Here is a 22,185-nt window from a genome sequence, read left to right on the forward strand (position 1 = left end):
CCTGGTGGCGGACCTCGGGGCGCCCGGCCTCGGGGAGCCGGGCGAGCGCCTCGGGCAGCCGCTCGTTGAGGGCCTGCGCTCCCAGGGAACCGCCCACCACCAGCAGCCGCAGGCGCCGACCGGCCATCTCGTCGGCGCGCCGCGGGGCCTCACCGAGCCGGGCGATCTCGTCACGAACCGGGTTGCCGACCACCTCGGCCCGGCCGGGGAAGGCCTGGGGAAAGGCGGCATAGACGCGGCGCGCCAGGCGTGACAGTGCCCGGTTGGTGAGCCCCGCCACGGCGTTCTGCTCGTGGATCACCAGCGGCCGGCGGGTCAGCCAGGCCGCCAGGCCGCCGGGCCCGCTGGCGAAGCCGCCCAGCCCGACCACCAGCTGGGGGTCGACCTCGCGGATCACCCGACTCGCCTGCCAGACCGCCCGGGCCAGGTTGAAGGGGGCCAGCAGCCAGCCGGCCAGGCCGTTGCCCCGCAGCCCGCTCACCGCGATGCGATGCAGGGGGATGCCGGCCTCGGGGACCAGGCGGTTCTCGATCCCGCGCGGGCTGCCCAGCCAGGCGACCTCCACGCCCTGCGCCGCCAGCCCGCGGGCCAGCGACAGGGCCGGGATGACATGGCCACCGGTGCCGCCGGCCATGATCAGCGCGCGGCATTGCTCGCGTCGACTCATGTTGCGCGTCCTTGTGTCCTGCCGGGCGATGGCGCCCGGGACGCCGTAGGCCTGGCCCGGCGCACGACCTGGCGGGTCTCGATGTCGGCGCGCAGCAGCAGCGCCATCATCAGGCAGCTCACCACCAGGCTCGAGCCGCCATAGCTGAGAAGCGGCAGGGTCAGCCCCTTGGTGGGCAGCATCCCGGTGCTCACCGCGATATTGATGAAGGCCTGGGCCCCGATGACCAGGGCGAAGCCATAGCCGAGGTAGGCGGCGAAGGCCAGGCCGGCCAGCTCGGCCCGCCGCCCCACCGCCATGGCGCGCCACACCAGCAGGGCGAAGAGCCCCACCACGGCGATGGCGCCCAGCAGGCCGAGTTCCTCGGCCAGCACCGCGAAGACGAAGTCGGTGTGGGCCTCGGGCAGGTAGAAGAGCTTCTGCACGCTGTTGCCCAGCCCCATGCCCAGCCAGTGCCCGCGCCCGAAGGCGATCAGCGCCTGGGTCAGCTGGTAGCCGCTGGCGAACTGGTCGGCCCAGGGGTCGGCGAAGCTCGTCAGGCGCGCCATCCGGTAGGGTTCGGCCACGGCGGCCAGGGCCCCGAGGGCACCCACCAGCAGCAGCAGCACCAGGAAGCGCCCCCAGGGGGCGCCGGCCATCAGCAGCATGCCCATCACCGCGCCGGTCATCACCACCACGGCGCCATAGTCGGGCTCGAGGATCAAGAGCCCCGCGATCACCGCCATCACTGCCAGGGGACGCAGGAAGGCCCCCCACTGGCGACGCACCTGGGGCAGGAAGCGCTCCAGATAGCCGGCCAGGTAGACGATCAGGCAGAACTTGGCGACCTCGGAGGCCTGCAGGTTGAAGGGCAGGCCCGGCACGGAGAGCCAGCGCCGGCTGCCGTTGACCTCGCGTCCCACCAGCAGCACCAGCAGCAGCAGGACCAGCCCCACCAGCAGCAGCAGCGGACCATTGGCCTTCCACCAGGCCAGCGGAACCCGCAGGGCCAGGGCCGCGACGACCAGCGCCACCAGCAGGAAGATGCCGTGGCGCAGGCTGAAGTACCAGGCGTTGCCGGTGAGGCTCGAGGCCACCTCGCTGGACGCCGAGGTCACCATCACCCAGCCGATCAGCAGCAGCGCGAAGGCGGCCAGCACCAACCAGCCGTCGAAGGCGTGATCGGCGGTGCTCAGCCGCTGGCGAAGGCGGGACAGCCGGCTCATGCGACCTCCCCGGCCAGGCGCTTCACTGCCCGGCGAAAGGCCTCGCCACGCGCCTGGTAGTCGCTGAACTGGTCGAGGCTGGCACAGGCGGGCGACAGCAGCACGCAGTCCCCGGGCGCGGCGATCTCCACCGCCCGCGCCAGGGCGGCCTGCAGGTCCGCGACCCGGGTCACCGGCAGCCGGCCATGCAGGGCCTGCTCCAGCTGCTCGGCATCCCGGCCGAAGAGGATCGCCTCGCGGCCGTAACGCGCCAGGGGCGACGCCAGGGGGTGGAAGCCGGCCCCCTTGCCCACCCCGCCGGCCAGCAGGATCAGGCGCCCCTCGAGGGTCGGCCCGAGCCCCTCGATGGCGGCCAGGGTGGCGCCGACGTTGGTGCCCTTGGAGTCGTTGATCCAGCTCACCCCCTCGACCTGTGCCACCAGCTCGCCGCGATGGGGCAGACCGGGGAAACGCCGCAGCACCTCGAGCATGGCACTGAGGGGCAGGCCCAGGCGATGGCCCATGGCCAGCGCCGCCAGGGCGTTGGCCTGGTGGTGACGCCCCGGCAGGCGCATCTCGCCGGCGGGCAGCAGCGGCTTGTCGCCGTGTACCAGCCAGTCACGCCCGGCGCGCCGCGCGATGCCCCAGTCGTCGCCATCGGGCGACCGGGTGGTGAAGCGGTCCAGGGCCGGCAGCGGCCCCTCCGGCCAGGTGCCTGGGTCGTCGGCATTGACCACGCCGTGCCGGGCGCCGCGGAAGATGGCGAGCTTGGCGGCCCGGTAGCCGGCCATGTCGCCATGGCGGTCCAGATGGTCCTCGGAGAGGTTGAGGAAGGCGGCCGTCTCGGCCCCCAGGCGGGGAGTGGTCTCGAGCTGGAAGCTGGAGAGCTCGAGCACGAAGAGCTCGGCGTCGGGTAGCGTCTCGAGCAGGTCGAGCGCCGGGGTCCCCAGGTTGCCGCCCACCGCCACCCGTATCCCGGCCTCGCGGGCCATCTCGCCCACCAGGGTGGTGACGGTGGACTTGGCGTTGGAGCCGGTGATGGCGGCGATCGGCGCACGGGCCGCGCGCACGAAAAGCGCGATCTCGCCCACCATCAGCGGCTCGCCGGTGGCCTCGCGGATGCGCCCTGCCAGCGCCTCGAGGCCCGGCGCGTGCGGCTCGACACCGGGACTGACCACCACCTCCTCCACCTCGGCGAGGTCCAGGTCGGTGAGCGGGCCGCAGTGGACCTCGATGCCCGGGTGAACGGCCTGGAACTCCGCCAGGCCCGGCGGCGCAGCACGGGTATCGGCGACCATGAAGGGGACGCCGAGCCGGTCGAGGTGGCGGCAGATGGCCCGCCCGGAGAGCCCGAGCCCGACCACCAGCGTCGTTCCCTTCGGCACCTTGACCATGTTGAGCTCCTTGCGGATGGCGAATCGATCCCGGGGGATCAGCGGACCTTGAGGGTGGCCAGGCCGACCAGCACCAGCACCACGGTGATGATCCAGAAGCGCACGATGACCCGCGGCTCGGGCCAGCCCTTGAGCTCGTAGTGGTGGTGCAGCGGCGCCATGCGGAAGATGCGCCGCCCGGTGAGCTTGTAGGAGCCCACCTGCAGGATCACCGAGACGGTCTCCATGACGAAGATGCCGCCCATGATGAACAGCACGATCTCCTGGCGCACGATCACCGCCACCACGCCCAGCGCCGCGCCCAGCGCCAAGGCCCCCACGTCACCCATGAACACCTGGGCCGGGTAGGTGTTGAACCACAGGAAGCCCAGGCCGGCCCCGGCGATGGTGGCACAGAACACGGCCAGCTCGCCCGCCCCGGGAATGAAGGGGATCTGCAGGTAGTCGGCGAATACCGTGTTGCCGGTGGCATAGGCGAAGACCGCCAGGCCCATGGCCACCAGCACCGTGGGCATGATCGCCAGGCCATCGAGGCCGTCGGTAAGGTTGACCGCATTGGAGCTGCCGACGATCACCAGGTAGGTGAGCACCATGTAGAACACCCCCAGGGGCAGCACGAACTCCTTGAACAGCGGCACGATCAGGCTGGTCTCCACCGGCGAGGCGGCGGTGACGTAGAGCAGCACCGCGGCGACCACGCCGATCAGCGACTGCCAGAAGTACTTCCAGCGCGCCGGCAGGCCCCGGGGGTTCTTCTCCACCACCTTGCGGTAGTCGTCCACCCAGCCGATGGCGCCGAAGCCCAGGGTCACCGCCAGCACCAGCCAGACATAGTGGTTGGTGAGATCTCCCCACAGCAGGGTGCTCACGGCGATGGCCATCAGGATCATGGCGCCGCCCATGGTGGGGGTGCCGGCCTTGGAGAGGTGCGACTGGGGGCCGTCGTCGCGCACCGCCTGGCCGATCTGGCGCTCCACCAGGCGGCGGATCATCACCGGCCCCAGCCATAGGCAGAGCACCAGGGCGGTCAGGGTCCCCAGGATCATGCGCAGGGTCAGATAGTTGAAGACGTTGAAGGCACTCTGGAATTGCGCCAGGAAGTCAGCCAGAAAGAGCAGCATGTATCGCGTTCACCTTGAAGCATCCGCACGCAGGGCCGCCACGACGCGTTCCATGCCGGCGCTGCGCGAGCCCTTGACCAGCACGCTGGCCCCGGACGGTAGATGGTGGAGGACGTGGCGCATCAGCGCCTCCCGATCGTCGAAATGGACCCCGCCTTCGCCGAAGGCCCGGCTGGCCGGCCTCGCCGGCTCGCCGAGGGTAGCCAGGAAATCGATTCCCCGTTCCCGCGCGTAGTGCCCGAGCTCGGCATGCAGCCGGTCGGACTCGCCCCCCAGTTCTCCCATGGCGCCCAGCAGGCACCAGTGCGGGCCGGGCAGCGTCACCAGGACATCGAGCGCCGCCTTCACCGCGCCGGGGTTGGCATTATAGGTATCGTCCAGCAGCCGCGAGTCGTTGAGCCCCTCCACCACGCTCAGACGGCCCGGCATGGGTGCCACCGCCTCGAGCCCGGCCAGCACCTCGCGCTCCGCGAGCCCCATGGCCAGGGCCGCCGCCGCGGCCGCCAGGGCGTTGGCCACGTTGTGGCGCCCCAGCAGGGCCAGCCGGACGCGCCCGATCTCGCGCCCGTCCCGGACAAGCGTGAAAGCATAGCGTCCGACGGCGTCACAGGCCAGCGCCTCGGCTCGCAGGCGCGCCCGCGCGTCCAGGCCGAAGTCGAGCACCTCGCGAGGCGCCGCCAGGCTCGCCCAGGTGGCGAAGTAGGCATCGTCGCGGTTGAGCACCGCCACGCCGTCGGCCGGCAGGCCGCCCAGGATCTCCCCCTTGGCCTGGGCGATACGGCCCATGCCGCCGAACTCGCCCACGTGGGCCCCGGTGACGTTGGTGATCACCGCCACCCGGGGCTCGGCCAGGGCCGTGGTCCAGGCGATCTCGCCGAGATGGTTGGCGCCCAGCTCCACCACGGCCTGGCGGTGCCCGGGGTCCAGCGCCAGCAGGGTGAGGGGCGCGCCGATGTCGTTGTTCAGGTTGCCCTGGGTGGCCAGGGTCGGCCCGCTCCGCGCCAGCAGGGTCGCCAACATCTGCTTGACCGTGGTCTTGCCGCTGTTGCCGGTCACGGCGACCAGGGGGCCGCCCCAGGCGCGCCGCCGGGCACGCGCCAGCAGCCCCAGGGCCAGCCGGGTGTCGGCCACCACCAGCCGGGGGAACGGGTCGACCATCGGCCGCTCCGCCGCTCCCTCGACCACGGCCGCCACGGCACCGGCCTCCCGCGCCTGCTCCAGGAAGTCGTGGGCATCGAAGTGCTCGCCCCTGAGCGCCACGAACAGGCTTCCCGGGGTCAGGCGGCGGGTATCGGTGACGATCTCACCGATGGGCAGGTCCTCGGCCGGTGCCGGCAGGCCCAGGGCCGCGGCGACCTCGGCCAGCCTGGTCAGCCCGCTGCCGCTCATGGCGCGCCCTCCCCGGGGGCCCGGTCGGGATCCCATCCGGCCAGGGCTCGCTCGGCCTCGGCCAGGTCCGAGAAGGAGTGGCGCACGCCCTTGACTTCCTGGTAGTCCTCGTGTCCCTTGCCGGCGATCAGCACCACGTCGTCGGGGCCGGCCTCGGCCAGCGCCCGGACGATCGCCGCGCCCCGCCCGGCCAGCTCCAGGACCCCGTCGCGCTCGGGCGTTTCCAGGCCCGCGAGGATCTGGGCGCGAATCGCCGCCGGGTCCTCGCCGCGCGGGTTGTCGTCGGTCACCACCAGCACGTCGGCATGGCGTGCCACAGCCTGTGCCATCAGCGGTCGCTTGCCGGCGTCGCGGTCGCCGCCGCAGCCGAACAGGCACCACAGCCGGCCGTCGCCCGGCAGGTGGGCGCGCAGCGCCGAGAGGGCACTGTCGAGGGCATCCGGGGTATGGGCATAGTCGATGACCACCGTGGGGGCGCCCGGCCGGGTCAGGCGCTGCATGCGACCGGGCACCGGGGCGAGGTCGGCCGCCGCCGCGAACAGCGCCTCCAGGGGGTGGCCCAGGCCGTGCAGGGTGGCGATGGCCAGCAGCACGTTGTCCAGGTTGAAGCGTCCCATCACGCCGAGCTCGAGCACCCGCTCCCCCTCCGGCGTGGCGATGAGCGCCCGCTGGCCCCCGGCATGGGGCACCCAGTCGATGACGCGCAGGGTCACCGCCTCGTCCTCGCCGACGGCCAGCACTCGCACATGGCGGTGCACGCCGGCGAGCATCAGGCGCGTCAGGGGGTCGTCCCCGTTGACCACCGCGAGCGCGAGCTCATGGCGCCGGAACAGCCGCGCCTTGGCGGCGGCATAGGCCGCCATGCTGCCGTGGTAGTCCAGGTGGTCACGACTGAGGTTGGTGAAGACTGCCGCGTGCACCCGACAGCCATCGAGGCGACCCTGCTCGAGGGCATGGGAGGAGACCTCCATGGCCGCCCGGCGCACGCCGTCGGCGGCCAGCTCCCCCAGCGCGGCCTGCAGGGCCAGGGGGCCCGGCGTGGTCAACTGGCCGGCCGCCAGGCGCCCCGGCCGGCCGTGCCCCAGGGTGCCGATCAGCCCGGCGTCCGCCCCGAGGGCAATGCTCAGCTCGGCCAGGTAGTGGGTCACCGAGCTCTTGCCGTTGGTGCCGGTGACCCCGATCAGCACGAGATCCCGGGGCACGCCGAACAGGAGCTGGCCCAGTTCGCCCTGGGCCTCGCGCAGCCCCGGCAGCCACAGCACCCGGGGGTCGTCGGGCCCGGGCGACCCGTCGTCATGGGCCAGCACCAGCGAGGCCCCGGCCTCGAGGGCCGCCGGGATGAAGTCGCGGCCATCCGCCGCCACGCCCGGCACCGCCACGAAGACATCGCCCTCGTCCAGCCGGCGGCTGTCGAGAACCAGCCGGACGGCAGCCGGCAGGGTGAGCCGCGCCAGGGCAGGACGGCAGTCGGGCCATAGCCCGGCCAGGCCTGTCTCGAGTCGCTCGGCGGTCAGCTGCATCGTGTTTCCTCCCCAGGGCTTGCGCTCATGATTCCGGCTCCCGTGCATCCGGTGGCACGTCCAGCAGGCGCAGGGCATTGCCGGCCACCCGCGAGAAGACCGGGGCCGCCACCGCCCCGCCATAGTAGCTGTCGCCCCGCGGGTGATCGATCATCACCACCGTGACGATCCGCGGGTCCGAGACGGGTGCGATGCCGACGAACAGGCTGCGGTAGGCCTTCTGCTGATACCCGCCGGCATCGGTCTTGCGCACGGTCCCGGTCTTGCCGGCGACCCGGTAGCCCGGCACCAGGGCCCGGCGGGCGCCGGTGCCGGGCTCGACCACCTGATCCATCATGCCCAGGATTCGCCGCGCCACGCCGGCGTCGATGGCCGGCTCGCCGGCCGGTGCCTGGCCGAGCTTGAGCAGCGAGGGCGGTAGCCGCCGGCCGTCGTTGGCAATGGCCGTGTAGGCACTGGCCAGCTGCAGCGCCGAGACCGAGAGGCCATAGCCGTAGGAGAGGGCCGCCCACTGACTGCTTGACCAGCGCGCCGGGGCCGGGATGCTGCCGGCCGCCTCGCCGGGAAATCCGGTCCCCGGGCTCTGCCCCAGGCCGACGGCCCGGTAGGTCGCCGGCACCACCGGGTCGTCCAGGCGCAGCGCCAGCTTGGACATGCCGATGTTCGAGGACTTCTCGAGAATGCCGGAGAGACTGAGCTCGCCGTAGTTGCGGATGTCCTTGATGGTGAAACGGTCGATGACCATCCAGCCCGGCGCGGTATCGACCACGGTGCCCGGCGCCACCTCGCCGGTCTCGAGCATGGCGGCCATTGCCAGCGGCTTCATGACCGACCCCGGCTCGTAGACATCCACGATGGCCCGGTTGCGCAGTCCCTGGGGATCGATCCCGGCGCGGTTGTTGGGGTTGTAGGAGGGCTGGTTGGCCATGGCCAGCACCTCCCCGCTGCGGGCATCCAGCATTACCACGATGCCGCCGTCGGCGTCGTGCTCGGCCACCGCCGCCTTGAGCTCGCGATAGGCCATGTACTGCAGGCGCTGGTCCAGGGCCAGGGTGAGGTCCCCGCCCGGCTGGGCCTCCTGCAGCAGCGCCAGGTCGCGCACCAGGCGACCGCGGCGGTCCTTGAGCACCCGCCGCTTGCCGGGCACCCCGGCGAGATGCGCCTGGTAGGCCAGCTCCAGGCCTTCCTGGCCGATATCGTCGATGTTGGTCACGCCCAGCAGCTGGGCGGTGACTTCCCCCGCCGGGTAGTAGCGCTTGTACTCCTCCCGGGCGTGGACGCCGGGAATGCGCAGGTCCAGTACCCGCTGGGCCGCCTCCGGCGTCATGCGGCGCCTCAGGTACATGAACTCGCGCTCGGCGTAGCGCGCGATGCGCTCGTTGAGCGTCTCGAGCTCCTGGCCGAGGGCCCTGGCCAGCATCAGGCGCTGGATGTCGTCGACGGGCAGGTCCTGGGGATTGGCCCAGAGGGTGACCACCGGGGTCGAGATGGCCAGCGGCTCGCCGTGGCGGTCGGTGATCATGCCGCGATGGGCGGGAATGGTGTCGGTGCGCAGGGTACGGGCATCGCCCTGCCCCTGCAGGAAGGGGCGATCGAAGACATGCAGGTCGACGATGCGGCCGGCCAGCAGCGCGAGCCCCACCAGCACCAGCGTCATCATCACCCGGTAGCGCGCCTTGCCCATGGGGGCCATGGGCGGCGGGCGACGCGGCGTCACGCCGCTGCGGGCGTCGGCGCTCATGGCCGGATGACCTCGACCTCGTCGATGTCGGGCAGGCGCATCTCCAGGCGCTCCCGGGCCAGGCGCTCGATGCGGGCGGGGGAGGACCAGGCGCTCTCCTCGAGCAGCAGCTGCCCCCACTCGGTCTGCAGCTGCTGCTGCTCGCGCTCGAGCTGCTGCAGGCGGGCATACTGGTCACGGGTCAGGTGACTGGTGGTGATCACCGCCAGGGCCGAGCCCAGGCAGGCCGCCAGCAACAGGGCGACCAGCAGCAGCTGCGGCGATGCCGCCAGGCGAAGGGGCCAGCCGAAGGAGGAGGTTGCCGCGGTTCGTCCCTGTGCCATGACCGTCCTCAGTATCGCTTGCGCGCCACACGCATCACCGCACTGCGCGCACGGGGGTTCTCCTGGACCTCCTCGGCGGAGGGACGACGCGCCTTGCCCAGCGACGCCAGGCGCCGCTTGAGCTGGTCGTCGCGGACCGGGATGCCGCGCGGCAGGTCGGTGTCGCCGCGCACGTGGTCGCGGATGAAGCGCTTGACCCGGCGGTCCTCCAGCGAATGGAAGCTGATCACCACGAGGTGGCCGCCCGGGGCGAGGGCCTCCAGCGCCGCCTCGAGGGCGGCATCGAGCTGTTCCAGCTCGCCGTTGACCTGGATGCGCAGGGCCTGGAAGACGCGGGTCGCCGGGTGCTTGCCCTTCTCCCAGGCGGGATGGGCGGCCTTGACCACCTCGGCGAGGTCCGCGGTCCGCTCGAAGGGTCGCTCGAGGCGACGCGCCACGATGGCCCGCGCCAGCCGCCTGGCGAAGCGTTCCTCCCCGTAGGCCTTGAAGACAGCGGCGATCTCGCCCTCGCCGGCCCGGGCCAGGAAGCCCGCGGCGCTCTCGCCGCGGGAGGGGTCCATGCGCATGTCCAGCGGGCCGTCACGCAGGAAGCTGAACCCCCGCTCGGGGTCGTCGAGCTGGGGGGACGAGACCCCCACGTCGAGCAGGATGCCCGCCAGCCGCCCATGCAGGCCGTGGCGCGCGGCGATCTCGCCGAGACGGGCAAACTCGCCCTGCTCGATGGTGAAGCGCGGGTCATCGATGGCGGCGGCCTCGGCGATGGCCTGGGGGTCGCGGTCGATGGCCAGCAGGCGGCCCTCGGGGGCCAGCCGCGCGAGGATGGCACGCGAATGGCCACCGCGACCGAAGGTGCTGTCCAGGTAGCTGCCCTCGGGGTCGTGGACCAGCGCCTCCACGGCGCCGTCGAGCAGCACGCTGGCATGGCGAAAGCCGCGGGCGGGCTGTTCAGGGGCGGATGACGGCATGGGGCTCTCGTTCGAGGGGCTGGGGGGGCCGTTCGCACGGCGATGTTCGGAGTGGGAGTCGGCCGATAAGCCGGGTTCTGTCGTGGACAGTCATTCCTCTAGGGGCCATGTCACCAGGGCCCTCAAGCAACCTACCCGAACCCGACGCGGGCCACGCCATGGGGTTCCTATTTGGTCTTGCTCCGAGTGGGGTTTACCTTGCCACGCACTGTTGCCAGGCGCGCGGTGCGCTCTTACCGCACCCTTTCACCCTTGCCGGCCTCCCGAGGGAGACGTAGGCGGTCTGCTCTCTGCTGCACTTTCCGTCGGCTCACGCCGCCCAGGCATTACCTGGCACTCTGCCCTGTGGAGCCCGGACTTTCCTCCCCCGCCCCGTCCCGAAGGCCGGGGCGGCGGCGACTGTCTGGCCAACTCCCGGAGCAAGGATACCAGTGCCCCTCCCCCGCCTCAATGCCCGTCCTTGAGCGCCTGGAGCCGTCCATACCAGGTCTTCTTCGCCCCGCCCAGCACCCGCGCTGCCACGGCGGCCGCCTGCTTGACCCCCAGCCCCTCCGCGAGCAGGGCCGACAGCAGCGCATCGGCTTCCACCGTCGAGGCGTCGGCGTCGCCGCGCGGGCCGGCCCCGGCCACCATCACCACGAACTCGCCGCGGGCCTGGTCGGGGTCCGCGTCCATGCACGCGAGCAGCTCGGCGGCACTGCCGTCCAGGAAGGTCTCGAAGGCCTTGGTCAGCTCACGCGCCAGCACCACCCGCCGCGCCCCGAGGGTGGTGGCCAGGTCCGCCAGGGAGTCACGGATGCGGTGGGGGGACTCGTAGAACACCAGGGTCTCCTCGCGGGCCGCCAGCGTCTCCAGCCGCCCCCGCCGGGCACCGCCCTTCGCCGGCAGGAAGCCCTGGAAGAGGAAGCGGTCGGTGGGCAGCCCCGCCGCCGAGAGGGCCGCCACCAGGGCACAGGGGCCAGGGACCGGCACGATGCGACGGCCGCGTGCACGCAGTTCGCGCACCAGCACGAAGCCGGGGTCGCTGATCAAGGGCGTGCCGGCGTCACTGACCAGGGCGATATCCTCACCGGCGACGAGGCGGGCATCCAGGGCGTCGACCCGTGCGGCCTCGTTGTGCTCGTGCAGCGAGAGCATCGGCCGCGACAGGCCCAGGTGGCGCAGCAGGCGGCCGCTGTGGCGGGTATCCTCGGCGGCGATCACCGCCACCTCCCCCAGCACCCGGGCGGCCCGGGGGCTCAGGTCGTCCAGATTCCCAATGGGCGTGGCGACCACGTACAATGAACCGGCAAGCGTATCGGACATCTCGGCTCCCTGGGATGCTCTCGGACTTGGGGACAAGGAAGGATTCATGAAGATCTCGTTTCGCGGCCCGCTGGCCGCCGCGCTGACCGCGCTGCTGCTTGCGGGCTGCAGCTTCCAGCCGGGCATCATCGAGCGCCAGGCCGACGGTGATCCGCAGCGCCTGCTGCAGCGGGCCGAGCAGCAGGAACCCCGCCAGGCCGCCCTCTCCCGCCTGGAAGCGGCCGACATCCTAGCACGCCAGGGAAACCGCACCCAGGCACTGGAGGTCGCCAAGGAGATCGACGACAGCCGCCTGGAGCCCCAGGCACGGACCCGCTGGGCGCTGCTGCTCTCGGAGCTGGGCGAGGCCGAAGGCGATCCCTGGGCGGTGATCCAGGCCGGCCAGCTGCTCGATGAGGTCGACCTGCCTCGCGAGGCCTCCCTGACCCTGCGCGAGCGCCTGGGGATGGCCCTGGCCGAGGTCGACGAACCCCGCGCCGCCGCCCGAGCCCTGATCCGCGTCCAGGCGGAGACCGAGCGCGAGGACCTCAACGACCCGATCTGGGCGCAGCTCTCGCGGCTGGACGGCGGCTCGCTGGCCACCCTGCGCGAGGAGGGCGGCGACCTGACCCGGGGCTGGGTGGCCCTTGCCGAGCTGGTGCGCTCCAGCGGCGGCGACATCCAGCGGCTCTTTGCCCGCCTGGATGACTGGCGCGAGCGACATCGCGGCCACCCGGCGGCGCGGCGCCTGCCCGGCGAGATCACTGCCCTGGGGGAGCTGCGCGGCCAAAAGGTCGACCACATCGCGGTCTTCCTTCCCGAGTCCGGGCCCCTTTCGGGCATTGCCGGGGCGCTCCGCGAGGGGATCCGCACCCACCACCTCGAGGGGGTCGAAAGCGGCGCCCGCCTGACCTTCCTCGACAGCAGTCACGGCGACCTGGAGGCGCTCTACCGGGAGGCCACCGAGCGCGGTGCCCAGGTGGTGGTCGGCCCGCTGGACAAGGATGCCGTCAGCGAACTCGAGCAGCGCGAGCGGGTGCCGCTGCCGACCCTGGCGCTCAACTACGGCCGCGGGGAGCGCAACCGAGCCCTCGGGCTCTTCCAGTACGGCCTCTCCGCCGAGGACGAGGCCCGCCAGGCGGCCCATCGCGCCTGGGTCGACGGCCACCGCCTGGCCTCGCTGCTGGTCCCGGACAACGACTGGGGACGCCGCGTCGGCGAGGCCTTCTGGAACGCCTGGCGCGACCAGGGCGGCGAGGTCGCCAGTGCGGTCCGTTACAACCCCGAGGCCTCGGCCACCGAGAGCGCGCGCCGCGCCGTGACCAACCCCCAGCCGGACATGCTCTTCCTGCTGGCCCTGCCGGAGTATGCCCGCCAGGTTCCGCCGACCCTGGACTACTACTACAGCGGCGACCTGCCGATCTATGCCACCTCCCACCTCTACGAGGGCCGGCTGCAGCCCCGCCTGGATCACGATCTGGACGACGTGCTGTTCGTCGACATCCCCTGGCAGATCCCCGATGCCGCCGTGGGCGGCGTCGAGGCCCTGCCCTTCCTCGACAGCTATCGCCGGCTGCGCGAGGAGTCAGACCCCGCCATGTTCCGGCTGATGGCCATGGGCGTGGATGCCTACGAGCTGGCCACACGCCTGCCGCAGCTGCAGGCCATCAGCGGCAGCGAGCTGTTCGGCGCCACCGGCACCCTGAGCCCCGGCGACGACGGCCGGATCCAGCGCCGCCTGCCCTGGGCCCGCTTCGTCAACGGCGTGCCCCAGCCCGTGCTGATCCCCGGCGTGTTCGGCGATGACCGGGCCCCGTGATGCCCGCGCCCGGGGCGGGGCCATGGAGCGGCTCGCCGCCCGCTGGCTGACGGCGCGCGGGCTCATGCTCGAGGCCAGCAACCAGCATGCCAAGGGCGGCGAGATCGACCTGGTGATGCGCGATGGCGAGGTCCTGGTGTTCGTCGAGGTCCGCCACCGTGCCGACCGCCGCCACGGGCACCCGCTGGAGACCGTCACCGCCGCCAAGCAGCGTCGCCTGATCCGGGCGGCGCGTTTTTATCTCCAGCGCAACGGGCTATCATGTCCCTGCCGCTTCGACGTGCTGGCCGTGACCGGCACGCCGCCCGACCTCGAGATCGAGTGGGTGGCGGATGCCTTCGGAGCGTACTGACCGGTCAAGCCCATCTGCGAAAAGGACCAGGAACCCCGCATGGATTTCCAGCAGCGAATTCTCGGCCACTTCAACGCCAGCATCGACACCAAGACCTACGCCAGTGAGGTACTGCCGCCCTTCATCGAGGTGGCCAGCCAGATGATGGTCCAGTGCCTGGTCAACGAGGGCAAGATCCTGGCCTGCGGCAACGGCGGCAGCGCCGGCGATAGCCAGCACTTCTCCTCCGAGCTGCTCAACCGCTTCGAGCGGGAACGCCCCAGCCTGCCGGCCCTGGCCCTGACCACCGACACCTCGACCCTGACCTCGATCGCCAACGACTACAGCTACAACGAGGTCTTCTCCAAGCAGATACGCGCCCTGGGCCAGCCCGGCGACATCCTGCTGGCGATCTCCACCAGCGGCAATTCGGCCAACGTCATCCAGGCCATCCAGGCCGCCCACGACCGCGACATGACGGTGGTGGCCCTGACCGGCCGGGACGGCGGCGACATGGCCTCGCTGCTGGGCCAGGACGACTGCGAGATCCGCGTGCCGGCGACCTCCACCGCACGCATCCAGGAGGTCCATCTGCTGGCGATCCACTGCCTTTGCGACCTGATCGACGAACAACTCTTCGGCACAAGCGAGTGATCCCCATGACCAGGAAGTCCCTTCTCACGCCCCTGCTGCTCACCCTCGGGCTCGGCCTCGCCGGCTGCACCACCGTGACCGGCGTCACCACCCCCGGCACCATCGACGAGAACTACGGCGAGCGTACCTTCGGCACCCAGGTCGAGGACGAGAGCATCGAGACCAAGATCGGCCACAACCTCGGCCGCACCGATGCCCGGCTGGGCGATGCCCGCATCAACGTCGACAGCTTCAATGGCGTCGTCCTGCTCACCGGCCAGGTGCCAAGCGAAGAGCTCAAGGCGAGGGCCGAGGAGGTCGCCGGCAAGGTGCGCAACGTCCGCGAGGTGCACAACGAGCTCTCCGTCGCCGCCAACCTGCCGGCCAGCCAGCGCCTCTCCGACACCTGGCTGAGGACCCGTATCCGTACCAGCCTGGCCGCCAACGAGGAGATCGACTCGGGGCGCATCCGGGTGGTCGTCGAGAACAACAGCGTCTACCTGATGGGCATCGTCACCCGCAACGAGGCGGAGCGCATCGTCCAGGCCGTCTCCAACGTCGGCGGCATGCAGCGCATCGTCAAGGTCTTCGACTACCTGGACTGAGCTGAACCAAGCCCTTCCCGCAACGCGATACGGCAGGCCATGGGCCTGCCGTATCGCGTCGATGGGCCGCCTCCGGGGAACGCGGCCAGCCGGTCACTGCCGTATCACTTGATGACCCGCAGCGAGGGGCGCCCCTTGCGCGGCGGTGCCTCGTCACCCTGCTCCTTCTCCTGCGGGGCGTCTTCGGCACTCTCCACCTCATTGAGATGGGGCCCCTTCTCCTCCGCCTCGACGGCCTCGGCCGGAATCACCGGCTCATGACCGAACACCATGCCCACGCCGTTCTCCCGGGCATAGATCGCGATCAGCGCCTCGATGGGCACCATCACCTGCATGGGGCGGCCGCCGAAGCGCGCCGAGAAGCTCACCGCCTCGTTCTCCATGGCGAAGTCGCGCACGGCGGTGGGCGCCAGGTTCAGCACGATCTGGCCATTCTGCACGAACTGGCGGGGAACCTCGACGCCCGCCTGCTCGGCATCGACGACGATGTAGGGGGTCAGGTCGTTGTCCAGCAGCCACTGGTAAAGGGCCCTGGCAATATAGGGACGGCTCGATAGCATCGCTTGGCCCTCCTGGGTCGGGGACCCGGTCTGCACCGGATCGAAGTTCAGGCGCGCATCTCGCGCTCGCTTTCGCTGAGGGCTGCCTTGAAGCCATCACGGTCGAACAGGCGCTCCATGTAGCTCATCAGCGGCTTGACCTGCTTCTCGGGCAGCTCGATGCCCAGCACCGGAAGGCGCCAGAGGATCGGGGCCAGGCAGCAGTCCACCAGGGTGAACTCCTCGCTCATGAAGTAGGGCATGTCCTCGAAGATCGGCGAGATGCCGACCAGGCTCTCGCGCAGCTCCTTGCGGGCCTTCTCGGCGTCCTTCTTCGCGCCACGCTGGATCTGCTCGACCAGCGGGCACCACTCGCGCTCGATGCGGTGCATCCACAGGCGGCTCTTGGCACGCGCCACCGGATAGACGGGCAGCAACGGCGGGTGCGGGAAGCGCTCGTCCAGGTACTCCATCATCACCTTGGACTCGTAGAGCACCAGGTCGCGGTCGAGCAGCGTGGGCACGCTGTTGTAGGGGTTGAGGTCGGCGAGCTCCTCGGGGTGCTGCTCGTCGGTCACCTCGACGATATCGACGGCCACGCCCTTCTCGGCGAGCACGATTCGCACACGATGACTGTAATGGTCATCCCCTCCGGAGTAGAAGATCATCGACGACCGCTTGGCCACTACACCCATGTAACAATCCTCGCATCAGTTCGTACCGAGATGATAACACGACCGGCCCCGCCTTGAGGGCCAGCGTGCCGCCCGGTATCGGGCAGAGACCACGAGGGGCGCATGGCCCTCGACCATGCGCCCCCGTGGAGGTCCGTCACAGACGGATCAGTGGACGTCGCGCCAGTACTCGCGCTTGAGCAGGTAGGAGATGACCCCGAAGATGAAGATGAAGATCAGCACCTTCGGCCCCAGGGACTGCGCCTGCAGCTTGGACGGCTCGCCCACGTAGGCAAGGAAGTTGGTCAGGTCATAGACCGCCTCCTCGAACTCCGCCGGCTCCATCTCGCCGGGCTGGGTGATCTGCAGCGTCTCGCAGGACTGGTACTTGCCGGTCAGGGGGTCGAGCTCGGCCCCGTCGACCGGCTGGTCCGTCGCGGCGCACACCTTCTCCTGCACCCCCTGCAGCGGCTCCAGCACGTTGGGCATGGCCACCAGCGGGAAGACCGCGTTGTTGACGCCGGTGCCTGTGCTCGGGTCCTTGTAGAAGGAGAGCAGGTAGGAGTAGATCCAGTCGGTGCCGCGCAGGCGCGACTCGAGGGTCAGGTCGGGCGGCGGGGCACCGAACCAGGCCTCGGCGTCACCGCTGTCCATGGCGATATGCATCTGGTCATTGAAGGCCAGGTTCGAGGAAAAGATCAGGTTCTCCTCCACCAGGTCCTGAGGCATGTCCAGGTCCTCGGCGGCACGCGCGAAGCGCTGGTGCTCCAGGGAGTGGCACCCCATGCAGTAGTTGACATAGAGCTTCATGCCGTTCTGCAGCGACGCCTTGTCCTCGAGGTCGGGGTCCATGGAGTACGGCACGCTCGGGCCTACCGCAGCCATCGCCGTGACGGGCACCAGCGCGAAGAGCAGTGCGAACAGTTGCTTTTTCATTAGCCAGTCACCCTTTCCGGAACGGGTTTGGTCTTCTCCAGCCGGGTATAGAACGGCATCAGCAGGAAGAAGGCGAAGTAGATGACGGTGCACACCTGGGACAGCAGGGTACGTCCCTCGGTGACCGGCAGTACCCCGAGCACGCCCAGGACCACGAAGCTGATCGCGAACAGCGCCAGCATCACCTTGGACATCCAGCCCTTGTAGCGCATCGAGCGCACCGGACTGCGGTCTAGCCAGGGCAGCACGAAGAGCACCGCGATGGCCGCGCCCATGCAGATCACGCCGAGGAACTTGGCGTCGAGGCCAAACAGCGAGAAGGTGATGGCGCGCAGGATCGCGTAGAAGGGCGTGAAGTACCATACCGGCGCGATATGGTTAGGCGTCTTCAGCGGGTTGGCCGGCTCGAAGTTCGGCTTCTCGAGGAAGTAGCCGCCCCCTTCCGGGAAGTAGAAGATCACCACGCAGAAGACGAACAGGAACACCGCCACGCCGACCAGGTCCTTCACCGTGTAGTAGGGGTGGAAGGGGATGCCGTCCAGCGGCTTGCCGGTCTCGTCCTTCTTCTTCTTGATGTCGATGCCGTCGGGGTTGTTGGAGCCGACTTCATGCAGGGCGATGATGTGCAGCACTACCAGCGCCAGGATCACGATGGGCAGCGCCACCACGTGCAGGGCGAAGAAGCGGTTGAGGGTGATGCCGGAGATCAGGAAGTCACCGCGGATCCACTGGGTCAGGTCGGGCCCGATCACCGGGATCGCCGAGAACAGCGAGATGATGACCTGGGCGCCCCAGTAGGACATCTGGCCCCAGGGCAGCAGGTACCCCATGAAGGCCTCGGCCATCAACGCCAGGTAGATGGCCATGCCGAAGATCCACACCAGTTCGCGGGGCGCCTTGTAGGAGCCGTAGAGCAGGCCGCGGAACATGTGCAGGTAGACGACCACGAAGAAGGCCGTCGCGCCGGTGGAGTGCATGTAGCGGATCAGCCAGCCGTACTCCACGTCGCGCATGATGTACTCCACCGAGGCGAAGGCGCCCTCGGCGGTGGGGTTGTAGCTCATGGTCAGCCAGACACCGGTGAGGATCTGGTTGACCAGCACCAGTAGCGCCAGGGACCCGAAGAAGTACCAGAAGTTGAAGTTCTTCGGCGCGTAGTACTTCGCCATGTGGTCCTGCCACATCTGGGTGGCCGGGAAGCGGTCATCGACCCAGCGCATCAAGCCGCGCTCCGCCTTGACTTTGTTCGGGTTACCCATCAGGCAGTCTCCTCATCTTCGCCGACCGTGATCAGCACGTCGCTGTCGAAGCGGTAAGGCGGGACCTCGAGGTTGGTCGGCGCCGGCACGTTGCGGAACACACGACCGGCCAGGTCGAAGCGCGAGCCGTGGCAGGGACAGAAGAAGCCGCCCGGCCAGTTTTCCACACCGACCCCTTCGGCATCCGGCTCGGGCTTGAACAGCGGTGAGCAGCCCAGGTGGGTGCAGATGCCGATGATCACGCCGATCTCGGGCTTGATGGAGCGCAGCGGGCCCTCGATGTAGGTGGGCTGCTGGGGCTCTTCGGAATCCGGGTCGGCCAGCCGGTCGGCTGCGATAGACTCGGTGCGCTCGATCATCTCCGGGGAGCGATTGAGGATCCATACCGGCTTGCCCCGCCATTCGACGGTCATGCGCTGCCCGGGCTCGAGCTTCGACACGTCGGCCTGGACGGGGGCACCCGCCGCTCTTGCCCTGGCACTAGGCTGCCAGGAAGCCACAAAGGGGACCGCAACCCCGACGGCACCCACCGCACCCACGACGGTGGTGGCACCTACGAGGAAACGGCGCCGACCCTTGTTTACGCCGTTATCTGCCATTTTCAGGTTTCTCCCATCAGCTTACCCGTTGTTCCATCACGGGCAGTGAATCCCCCGCGACCACGGATACCAAATGCAGTGTATGGTAAAAAATCGTGTCGCCCCGCACAAGGAAAGGTTCCCTGAGCAAGCGGGAAACCTGACGACAAATTCTTGATCCAGAACAAAAAACGCCCAGGTCGCTGGACCTGGGCGTTTTCGTGCGGCAATACGCGGCGTATCAGCGCTTGGAGAACTGCGGACGGCGACGCGCCTTGCGCAGGCCGACCTTCTTGCGCTCGACCTGGCGGGCGTCACGGGTGACGTAGCCCGCTTCGCGCAGCTGGCCGCGGAAGTCCTCGTTGTAGTCCATCAGGGCACGGGTGATGCCGTGACGGATGGCGCCGGCCTGGGCCGAGCCACCACCGCCCTTGACGGTGACGTAGACGTCGAACTGGCCGAGGGTTTCGGTCAGCTCCAGCGGCTGGCGAACCACCATGCGGCCGGTGACGCGGCCGAAGTACTGGTCCAGCTCACGGCTGTTGACGGTGATCTTGCCGGTGCCCGGCTTCAGGAAGACGCGGGCGGTAGAGGTCTTGCGGCGCCCGGTACCGTAATACTGCTGTGTCATGGCGAAGACTCCCTCAGATGTTCAGTGCTTGCGGCTGCTGGGCAGCGTGCGGATGCTCGGTGCCGGCGTAGACCTTGAGCTTCGAGTACATGGCACGGCCCAGGGGACCCTTCGGCAGCATGCCCTTGACGGCGGACTCGATGACACGCTCCGGCGCGTGGGCGATCATCTTCTCGAAATTCATGGAGCGCAGGCCACCCGGGTAGCCGGTATGGCGGTAGTAGGTCTTGGCACTGGCCTTGTTGCCGGTGACATGGACCTTCTCGGCGTTGATCACGACGATGTAGTCACCGGTATCCACGTGCGGGGTGTATTCCGGCTTGTGCTTGCCGCGCAGGCGGCGAGCGATCTCGGTGGCCAGGCGGCCGAGCGTCTTGTCCGCAGCGTCGACGACGAACCAGTCGCGCTGGACGGACTGCGGTTTGGCAGTGAACGTCTTCATGGATGAATCACCATTTGATGTATTGGGTTCTGCCGCCGGGCGTCCGGCATGGAACCATCCCTATTCTTCTTGGTTGCCTGTTCCCGGAGGGAAGGCAACAGTCGAGCGAGCGCGCATTCTACACGAGCTGGCCCCCTCGGGGAAAGGGGCAGCATCGCGTTCATGGCTTGTGGGGCAGCGCCAGGTAATCATGGGACTGCATCTCCTGGAGCCGCGAGAGGGTGCGCTGGAACTCGAACTCCAGGCGACCGTCGCGGTAGAGCTGCTCGGCCGGCACCTCGGCGGACATCAGCAGCTTGACGCCACGGTCGTAGAACTCGTCGACCATGTTGATGAAGCGCCTGGCCTGATCATCCGTCGACCCGCTCATGCGGGTCACGTTGGAGACCAGCACGCTGTGAAACTCCCGGGCCAGCTCGATGTAGTCGTTCTGGCTGCGCGGGCCGTCGCAGAGCTCGGTAAACTCGAACCACACCACGTCGTCATGCAGCCGGCGGGCGTGCAGCACCCGGTGGTTGATCTCGATCGGCGCCCCCTCCTCGCCCGTGTGGCCAGCGATCTCGCAAAAGCTGCGGGCCAGCTCGGCCTCGGCCGCGTCGTCCAGTGGCGCATGGAAGATCTCGGCCCGCTCCAGGGCGCGCAGGCGGTAGTCGATCCCCGAGTCCACGTTGACCACCTCGCAGTGACGCTCGAGCAGCTCGATGGCCGGCAGGAAGCGGGCCCGCTGCAGGCCATCCTTGTAGAGTTCACCGGGAACGATGTTCGAGGTCGCCACCAGCACCACGCCGTGAGCGAAGAGCGACTCGAGCAGGTTGGCCAGGATCATGGCGTCGGTGATGTCCTTGACGAAGAACTCGTCGAAGCAGATCACCCGGGCCTCGGCGGCGAACTTGGCGGCGATGAGCGTCAGCGGGTTGCGCTCGCCCTTGTAGTGCTCCAGCTCGTTGTGCACCCGCTGCATGAAGCGGTGGAAGTGGGTGCGCATCTTCTCGGGAAAGGGCAGCGTCTCGAAGAAGGTATCCATGAGGTAGGTCTTGCCGCGCCCCACCCCGCCCCAGAAGTAGAGCCCGTGGATCGCGGGCAGCGCCGGCTCGGGCGTCTCCTCGCGGTCGCGCCGACCGAACAGGCCGGCCATCCGTGACTTCAGCCCGCCTCCGCGCATGGGCGGCACCACCCGGGAGGGCGGGGTCGCCACCAGCTCGTCGTAGAGACGCTGCAGGTGCCTCACCGCCTGCTCCTGGGCGGCGTCGGGCTGGAAGCCGTGGCGCTCGAGATCCGCCTGGTAGCGGGTCATCGGCGTCTCGGGGTGACGCGCGTTGCGGGAAGCCGTGGGAGGGTGCGTCTCGCTCATGGGGATTCCTGAGGGCCTTTACTCGGGACGTTCGCGGGAGGACATTATACGCATCCCGCCCCGTCTTGGCATCGCCGGCCGCCGCGTTGACCCGGCGCACCGCGTCGCCCCTATAATGGACACCCGGACCCCGTCCGGCCCCATGACGCTCCCGCGCCTCGCGCGGCATGTCGCCCAACGCTCCAGGGAGAAAGCACAACGTGGACGAGACCAACATCAACTGGGTGCTGGCCATCGCCTGCCTGCTGGCCGGCATCGGTATCGGGGCCCTGGGCTACCACCTGCTGAACGCCAGCGCCGGCAACACCCAGCGCCTGCGCCAGCGCCTCGCCGAGCGCGAGCGGGAACTGGCGGAGTTCAAGGATGGCATGAGCGACGGCCTCGAGCGGATCACCCGGCTCGCCGAGAGCCTGCAGCGCGAGAGCCGTGACCTCGAGCAGGAGGCCGAGGAGGCACGGGAGCGCCTGGGCGCCCGCTCGCTGCGCCGCCAGGCCCTGGACGCCGTCTCCCCCGCCGCCGCCACGTCCAGCACAGAGCCTGCAATCCCCCGGGACTACGCCGACGGCAACCGCGGCACCCTCTCCGAGGACTTCGGCCTCAGGCAGGATGACGCCTCCACCCCCCAGCCGCCGCGCTACTGACCGTTTCCCGCTCCCCGGGCAGGCGCCCCGGGGCCAGGGCCGGGCCGCTTGCCCCTTGCTCAGGCGGGGTTGTCGATGTCGACGAAGCGATGCTCGACGGCGAACTCGGCCGCGAGCCTCTCGCCCAGGGCCTTGACCCCGTAGCGCTCGGTCGCATG

The 22,185-nt window shown here is 69.8% G+C and carries 23 protein-coding genes, 1 other RNA gene and 1 pseudogene; 5 read left to right on the forward strand and 20 right to left on the reverse strand.

From position 1 onward, the window contains the following. The 11 genes from SCI24_RS14550 to rsmI all read right to left on the reverse strand — a co-directional run. On the reverse strand, positions 1–667 hold a 667-nt coding region (locus SCI24_RS14550; RefSeq protein ID WP_318726062.1), incomplete at its 3' end, for a UDP-N-acetylglucosamine--N-acetylmuramyl-(pentapeptide) pyrophosphoryl-undecaprenol N-acetylglucosamine transferase. After that, entirely contained in the window at positions 664–1,872 is a 1,209-nt protein-coding gene (gene ftsW, locus SCI24_RS14555) for a putative lipid II flippase FtsW (RefSeq protein WP_318726063.1), read from the reverse strand. The genes ftsW and SCI24_RS14550, both read right to left, overlap by 4 nt. Next, positions 1,869–3,245, reverse strand: a complete 1,377-nt coding sequence (gene murD, locus SCI24_RS14560) for a UDP-N-acetylmuramoyl-L-alanine--D-glutamate ligase (protein WP_318726064.1) — start codon at positions 3,243–3,245, stop codon at positions 1,869–1,871. The genes ftsW and murD overlap by 4 nt, the downstream gene beginning before the upstream one ends. A 38-nt stretch (positions 3,246–3,283) precedes the next feature. Continuing rightward, positions 3,284–4,366 (reverse strand): phospho-N-acetylmuramoyl-pentapeptide-transferase, encoded by a 1,083-nt coding sequence (gene mraY / locus SCI24_RS14565; protein WP_318726065.1) that lies wholly within the window; start codon positions 4,364–4,366, stop codon positions 3,284–3,286. A gap of 9 nt (positions 4,367–4,375) precedes the next feature. Continuing rightward, the gene (locus tag SCI24_RS14570) at positions 4,376–5,755 is read right to left on the reverse strand and encodes a UDP-N-acetylmuramoyl-tripeptide--D-alanyl-D-alanine ligase (protein ID WP_318726066.1); all 1,380 of its coding nucleotides are present in this window, start codon (positions 5,753–5,755) and stop codon (positions 4,376–4,378) included. Beyond that, positions 5,752–7,275: a UDP-N-acetylmuramoyl-L-alanyl-D-glutamate--2,6-diaminopimelate ligase gene (locus tag SCI24_RS14575; RefSeq protein WP_318726067.1), complete on the reverse strand. Its 1,524-nt coding sequence runs from the start codon at positions 7,273–7,275 to the stop codon at positions 5,752–5,754. The genes SCI24_RS14570 and SCI24_RS14575 overlap by 4 nt, the downstream gene beginning before the upstream one ends. 25 nt (positions 7,276–7,300) lie before the next feature. After that, the gene (locus tag SCI24_RS14580; RefSeq protein WP_318726068.1) at positions 7,301–9,016 is read right to left on the reverse strand and encodes a peptidoglycan D,D-transpeptidase FtsI family protein; all 1,716 of its coding nucleotides are present in this window, start codon (positions 9,014–9,016) and stop codon (positions 7,301–7,303) included. Next, entirely contained in the window at positions 9,013–9,339 is a 327-nt protein-coding gene (gene ftsL / locus SCI24_RS14585) for a cell division protein FtsL (protein WP_318726069.1), read from the reverse strand. Before ftsL ends, SCI24_RS14580 begins: the two co-directional genes overlap by 4 nt. Positions 9,340–9,347: 8 nt before the next feature. After that, the gene (gene rsmH / locus SCI24_RS14590) at positions 9,348–10,304 is read right to left on the reverse strand and encodes a 16S rRNA (cytosine(1402)-N(4))-methyltransferase RsmH (protein WP_318726070.1); all 957 of its coding nucleotides are present in this window, start codon (positions 10,302–10,304) and stop codon (positions 9,348–9,350) included. A gap of 50 nt (positions 10,305–10,354) precedes the next feature. Beyond that, an RNA gene (gene rnpB / locus SCI24_RS14595) (RNase P RNA component class A) lies at positions 10,355–10,719 on the reverse strand. 32 nt (positions 10,720–10,751) lie between these two features. Beyond that, a complete protein-coding gene (rsmI, locus tag SCI24_RS14600) occupies positions 10,752–11,609 on the reverse strand; it encodes a 16S rRNA (cytidine(1402)-2'-O)-methyltransferase (RefSeq protein ID WP_318726071.1) in 858 nt (285 codons plus the stop codon). Between the two features lie 46 nt (positions 11,610–11,655). Between rsmI and SCI24_RS14605 the strand changes: the two genes are divergently transcribed. From SCI24_RS14605 to SCI24_RS14620, 4 genes are read left to right on the forward strand one after another with little or no spacing between them, the layout of a single operon-like run. Then, entirely contained in the window at positions 11,656–13,407 is a 1,752-nt protein-coding gene (locus SCI24_RS14605; protein WP_318726072.1) for a penicillin-binding protein activator, read from the forward strand. After that, a complete protein-coding gene (locus SCI24_RS14610) occupies positions 13,391–13,759 on the forward strand; it encodes a YraN family protein (protein WP_318726073.1) in 369 nt (122 codons plus the stop codon). Before SCI24_RS14605 ends, SCI24_RS14610 begins: the two co-directional genes overlap by 17 nt. Before the next feature lie 39 nt (positions 13,760–13,798). Further along, positions 13,799–14,392, forward strand: a complete 594-nt coding sequence (locus tag SCI24_RS14615) for a phosphoheptose isomerase (protein WP_106229168.1) — start codon at positions 13,799–13,801, stop codon at positions 14,390–14,392. A gap of 5 nt (positions 14,393–14,397) precedes the next feature. Continuing rightward, positions 14,398–14,976, forward strand: a complete 579-nt coding sequence (locus SCI24_RS14620) for a BON domain-containing protein (protein ID WP_318726074.1) — start codon at positions 14,398–14,400, stop codon at positions 14,974–14,976. Between the two features lie 104 nt (positions 14,977–15,080). Here SCI24_RS14620 and SCI24_RS14625 read toward each other — a convergent pair whose 3' ends face one another. From SCI24_RS14625 to zapE, 8 genes are all read right to left on the reverse strand, one after another. After that, positions 15,081–15,536: a ClpXP protease specificity-enhancing factor gene (locus SCI24_RS14625; RefSeq protein WP_318726075.1), complete on the reverse strand. Its 456-nt coding sequence runs from the start codon at positions 15,534–15,536 to the stop codon at positions 15,081–15,083. A gap of 47 nt (positions 15,537–15,583) precedes the next feature. Beyond that, positions 15,584–16,210, reverse strand: a complete 627-nt coding sequence (gene sspA, locus SCI24_RS14630; RefSeq protein WP_250061566.1) for a stringent starvation protein SspA — start codon at positions 16,208–16,210, stop codon at positions 15,584–15,586. Positions 16,211–16,357: 147 nt separating this feature from the next. Continuing rightward, on the reverse strand, positions 16,358–17,125 hold the full coding sequence (locus SCI24_RS14635) for a cytochrome c1 (protein ID WP_318726076.1): 768 nt from the start codon (positions 17,123–17,125) through the stop codon (positions 16,358–16,360). Beyond that, the gene (locus SCI24_RS14640; RefSeq protein WP_318726077.1) at positions 17,125–18,384 is read right to left on the reverse strand and encodes a cytochrome bc complex cytochrome b subunit; all 1,260 of its coding nucleotides are present in this window, start codon (positions 18,382–18,384) and stop codon (positions 17,125–17,127) included. Before SCI24_RS14640 ends, SCI24_RS14635 begins: the two co-directional genes overlap by 1 nt. Then, positions 18,384–18,983: a ubiquinol-cytochrome c reductase iron-sulfur subunit gene (gene petA, locus SCI24_RS14645; protein ID WP_318726078.1), complete on the reverse strand. Its 600-nt coding sequence runs from the start codon at positions 18,981–18,983 to the stop codon at positions 18,384–18,386. Before petA ends, SCI24_RS14640 begins: the two co-directional genes overlap by 1 nt. Before the next feature lie 220 nt (positions 18,984–19,203). Continuing rightward, complete coding sequence (gene rpsI, locus SCI24_RS14650; protein WP_318726079.1) at positions 19,204–19,593, reverse strand: 30S ribosomal protein S9; 390 nt, start codon at positions 19,591–19,593, stop codon at positions 19,204–19,206. 13 nt (positions 19,594–19,606) lie between these two features. Then, complete coding sequence (gene rplM, locus SCI24_RS14655; protein ID WP_133635903.1) at positions 19,607–20,035, reverse strand: 50S ribosomal protein L13; 429 nt, start codon at positions 20,033–20,035, stop codon at positions 19,607–19,609. Between the two features lie 160 nt (positions 20,036–20,195). After that, complete coding sequence (gene zapE, locus SCI24_RS14660) at positions 20,196–21,386, reverse strand: cell division protein ZapE (RefSeq protein ID WP_318726080.1); 1,191 nt, start codon at positions 21,384–21,386, stop codon at positions 20,196–20,198. 200 nt (positions 21,387–21,586) lie between these two features. On the opposite strand from zapE, the gene SCI24_RS14665 reads away from it, so the two are divergent. Then, positions 21,587–22,027 carry a YhcB family protein gene (locus SCI24_RS14665; protein WP_318726081.1) on the forward strand — a complete coding sequence of 147 codons (441 nt, stop codon included), beginning with the start codon at positions 21,587–21,589 and terminating at the stop codon, positions 22,025–22,027. Between the two features lie 59 nt (positions 22,028–22,086). Here SCI24_RS14665 and SCI24_RS14670 read toward each other — a convergent pair. Further along, positions 22,087–22,185: pseudogene (locus SCI24_RS14670) on the reverse strand (Nif3-like dinuclear metal center protein); the annotation flags it as partial.

This window comes from Halomonas sp., assembly GCF_033549285.1.
In the GTDB taxonomy this organism is placed as follows: Bacteria; Pseudomonadota; Gammaproteobacteria; order Pseudomonadales; family Halomonadaceae; genus Halomonas.

What these genes read in the sequence shown, in the direction of transcription:
- ftsW (WP_318726063.1), bottom strand. Translation starts at nt 1,872, where the DNA reads ATGAGCCGGCTGTCCCGCCTTCGCCAGCGGCTGAGCACCGCCGATCAC.
- murD (WP_318726064.1), bottom strand. Translation starts at nt 3,245, where the DNA reads ATGGTCAAGGTGCCGAAGGGAACGACGCTGGTGGTCGGGCTCGGGCTC.
- mraY (WP_318726065.1), bottom strand. Translation starts at nt 4,366, where the DNA reads ATGCTGCTCTTTCTGGCTGACTTCCTGGCGCAATTCCAGAGTGCCTTC.
- SCI24_RS14570 (WP_318726066.1), bottom strand. Translation starts at nt 5,755, where the DNA reads ATGAGCGGCAGCGGGCTGACCAGGCTGGCCGAGGTCGCCGCGGCCCTG.
- SCI24_RS14575 (WP_318726067.1), bottom strand. Translation starts at nt 7,275, where the DNA reads ATGCAGCTGACCGCCGAGCGACTCGAGACAGGCCTGGCCGGGCTATGG.
- SCI24_RS14580 (WP_318726068.1), bottom strand. Translation starts at nt 9,016, where the DNA reads ATGAGCGCCGACGCCCGCAGCGGCGTGACGCCGCGTCGCCCGCCGCCC.
- ftsL (WP_318726069.1), bottom strand. Translation starts at nt 9,339, where the DNA reads ATGGCACAGGGACGAACCGCGGCAACCTCCTCCTTCGGCTGGCCCCTT.
- rsmH (WP_318726070.1), bottom strand. Translation starts at nt 10,304, where the DNA reads ATGCCGTCATCCGCCCCTGAACAGCCCGCCCGCGGCTTTCGCCATGCC.
- rsmI (WP_318726071.1), bottom strand. Translation starts at nt 11,609, where the DNA reads ATGTCCGATACGCTTGCCGGTTCATTGTACGTGGTCGCCACGCCCATT.
- SCI24_RS14605 (WP_318726072.1), top strand. Translation starts at nt 11,656, where the DNA reads ATGAAGATCTCGTTTCGCGGCCCGCTGGCCGCCGCGCTGACCGCGCTG.
- SCI24_RS14610 (WP_318726073.1), top strand. Translation starts at nt 13,391, where the DNA reads ATGACCGGGCCCCGTGATGCCCGCGCCCGGGGCGGGGCCATGGAGCGG.
- SCI24_RS14615 (WP_106229168.1), top strand. Translation starts at nt 13,799, where the DNA reads ATGGATTTCCAGCAGCGAATTCTCGGCCACTTCAACGCCAGCATCGAC.
- SCI24_RS14620 (WP_318726074.1), top strand. Translation starts at nt 14,398, where the DNA reads ATGACCAGGAAGTCCCTTCTCACGCCCCTGCTGCTCACCCTCGGGCTC.
- SCI24_RS14625 (WP_318726075.1), bottom strand. Translation starts at nt 15,536, where the DNA reads ATGCTATCGAGCCGTCCCTATATTGCCAGGGCCCTTTACCAGTGGCTG.
- sspA (WP_250061566.1), bottom strand. Translation starts at nt 16,210, where the DNA reads ATGGGTGTAGTGGCCAAGCGGTCGTCGATGATCTTCTACTCCGGAGGG.
- SCI24_RS14635 (WP_318726076.1), bottom strand. Translation starts at nt 17,125, where the DNA reads ATGAAAAAGCAACTGTTCGCACTGCTCTTCGCGCTGGTGCCCGTCACG.
- SCI24_RS14640 (WP_318726077.1), bottom strand. Translation starts at nt 18,384, where the DNA reads ATGGGTAACCCGAACAAAGTCAAGGCGGAGCGCGGCTTGATGCGCTGG.
- petA (WP_318726078.1), bottom strand. Translation starts at nt 18,983, where the DNA reads ATGGCAGATAACGGCGTAAACAAGGGTCGGCGCCGTTTCCTCGTAGGT.
- rpsI (WP_318726079.1), bottom strand. Translation starts at nt 19,593, where the DNA reads ATGACACAGCAGTATTACGGTACCGGGCGCCGCAAGACCTCTACCGCC.
- rplM (WP_133635903.1), bottom strand. Translation starts at nt 20,035, where the DNA reads ATGAAGACGTTCACTGCCAAACCGCAGTCCGTCCAGCGCGACTGGTTC.
- zapE (WP_318726080.1), bottom strand. Translation starts at nt 21,386, where the DNA reads ATGAGCGAGACGCACCCTCCCACGGCTTCCCGCAACGCGCGTCACCCC.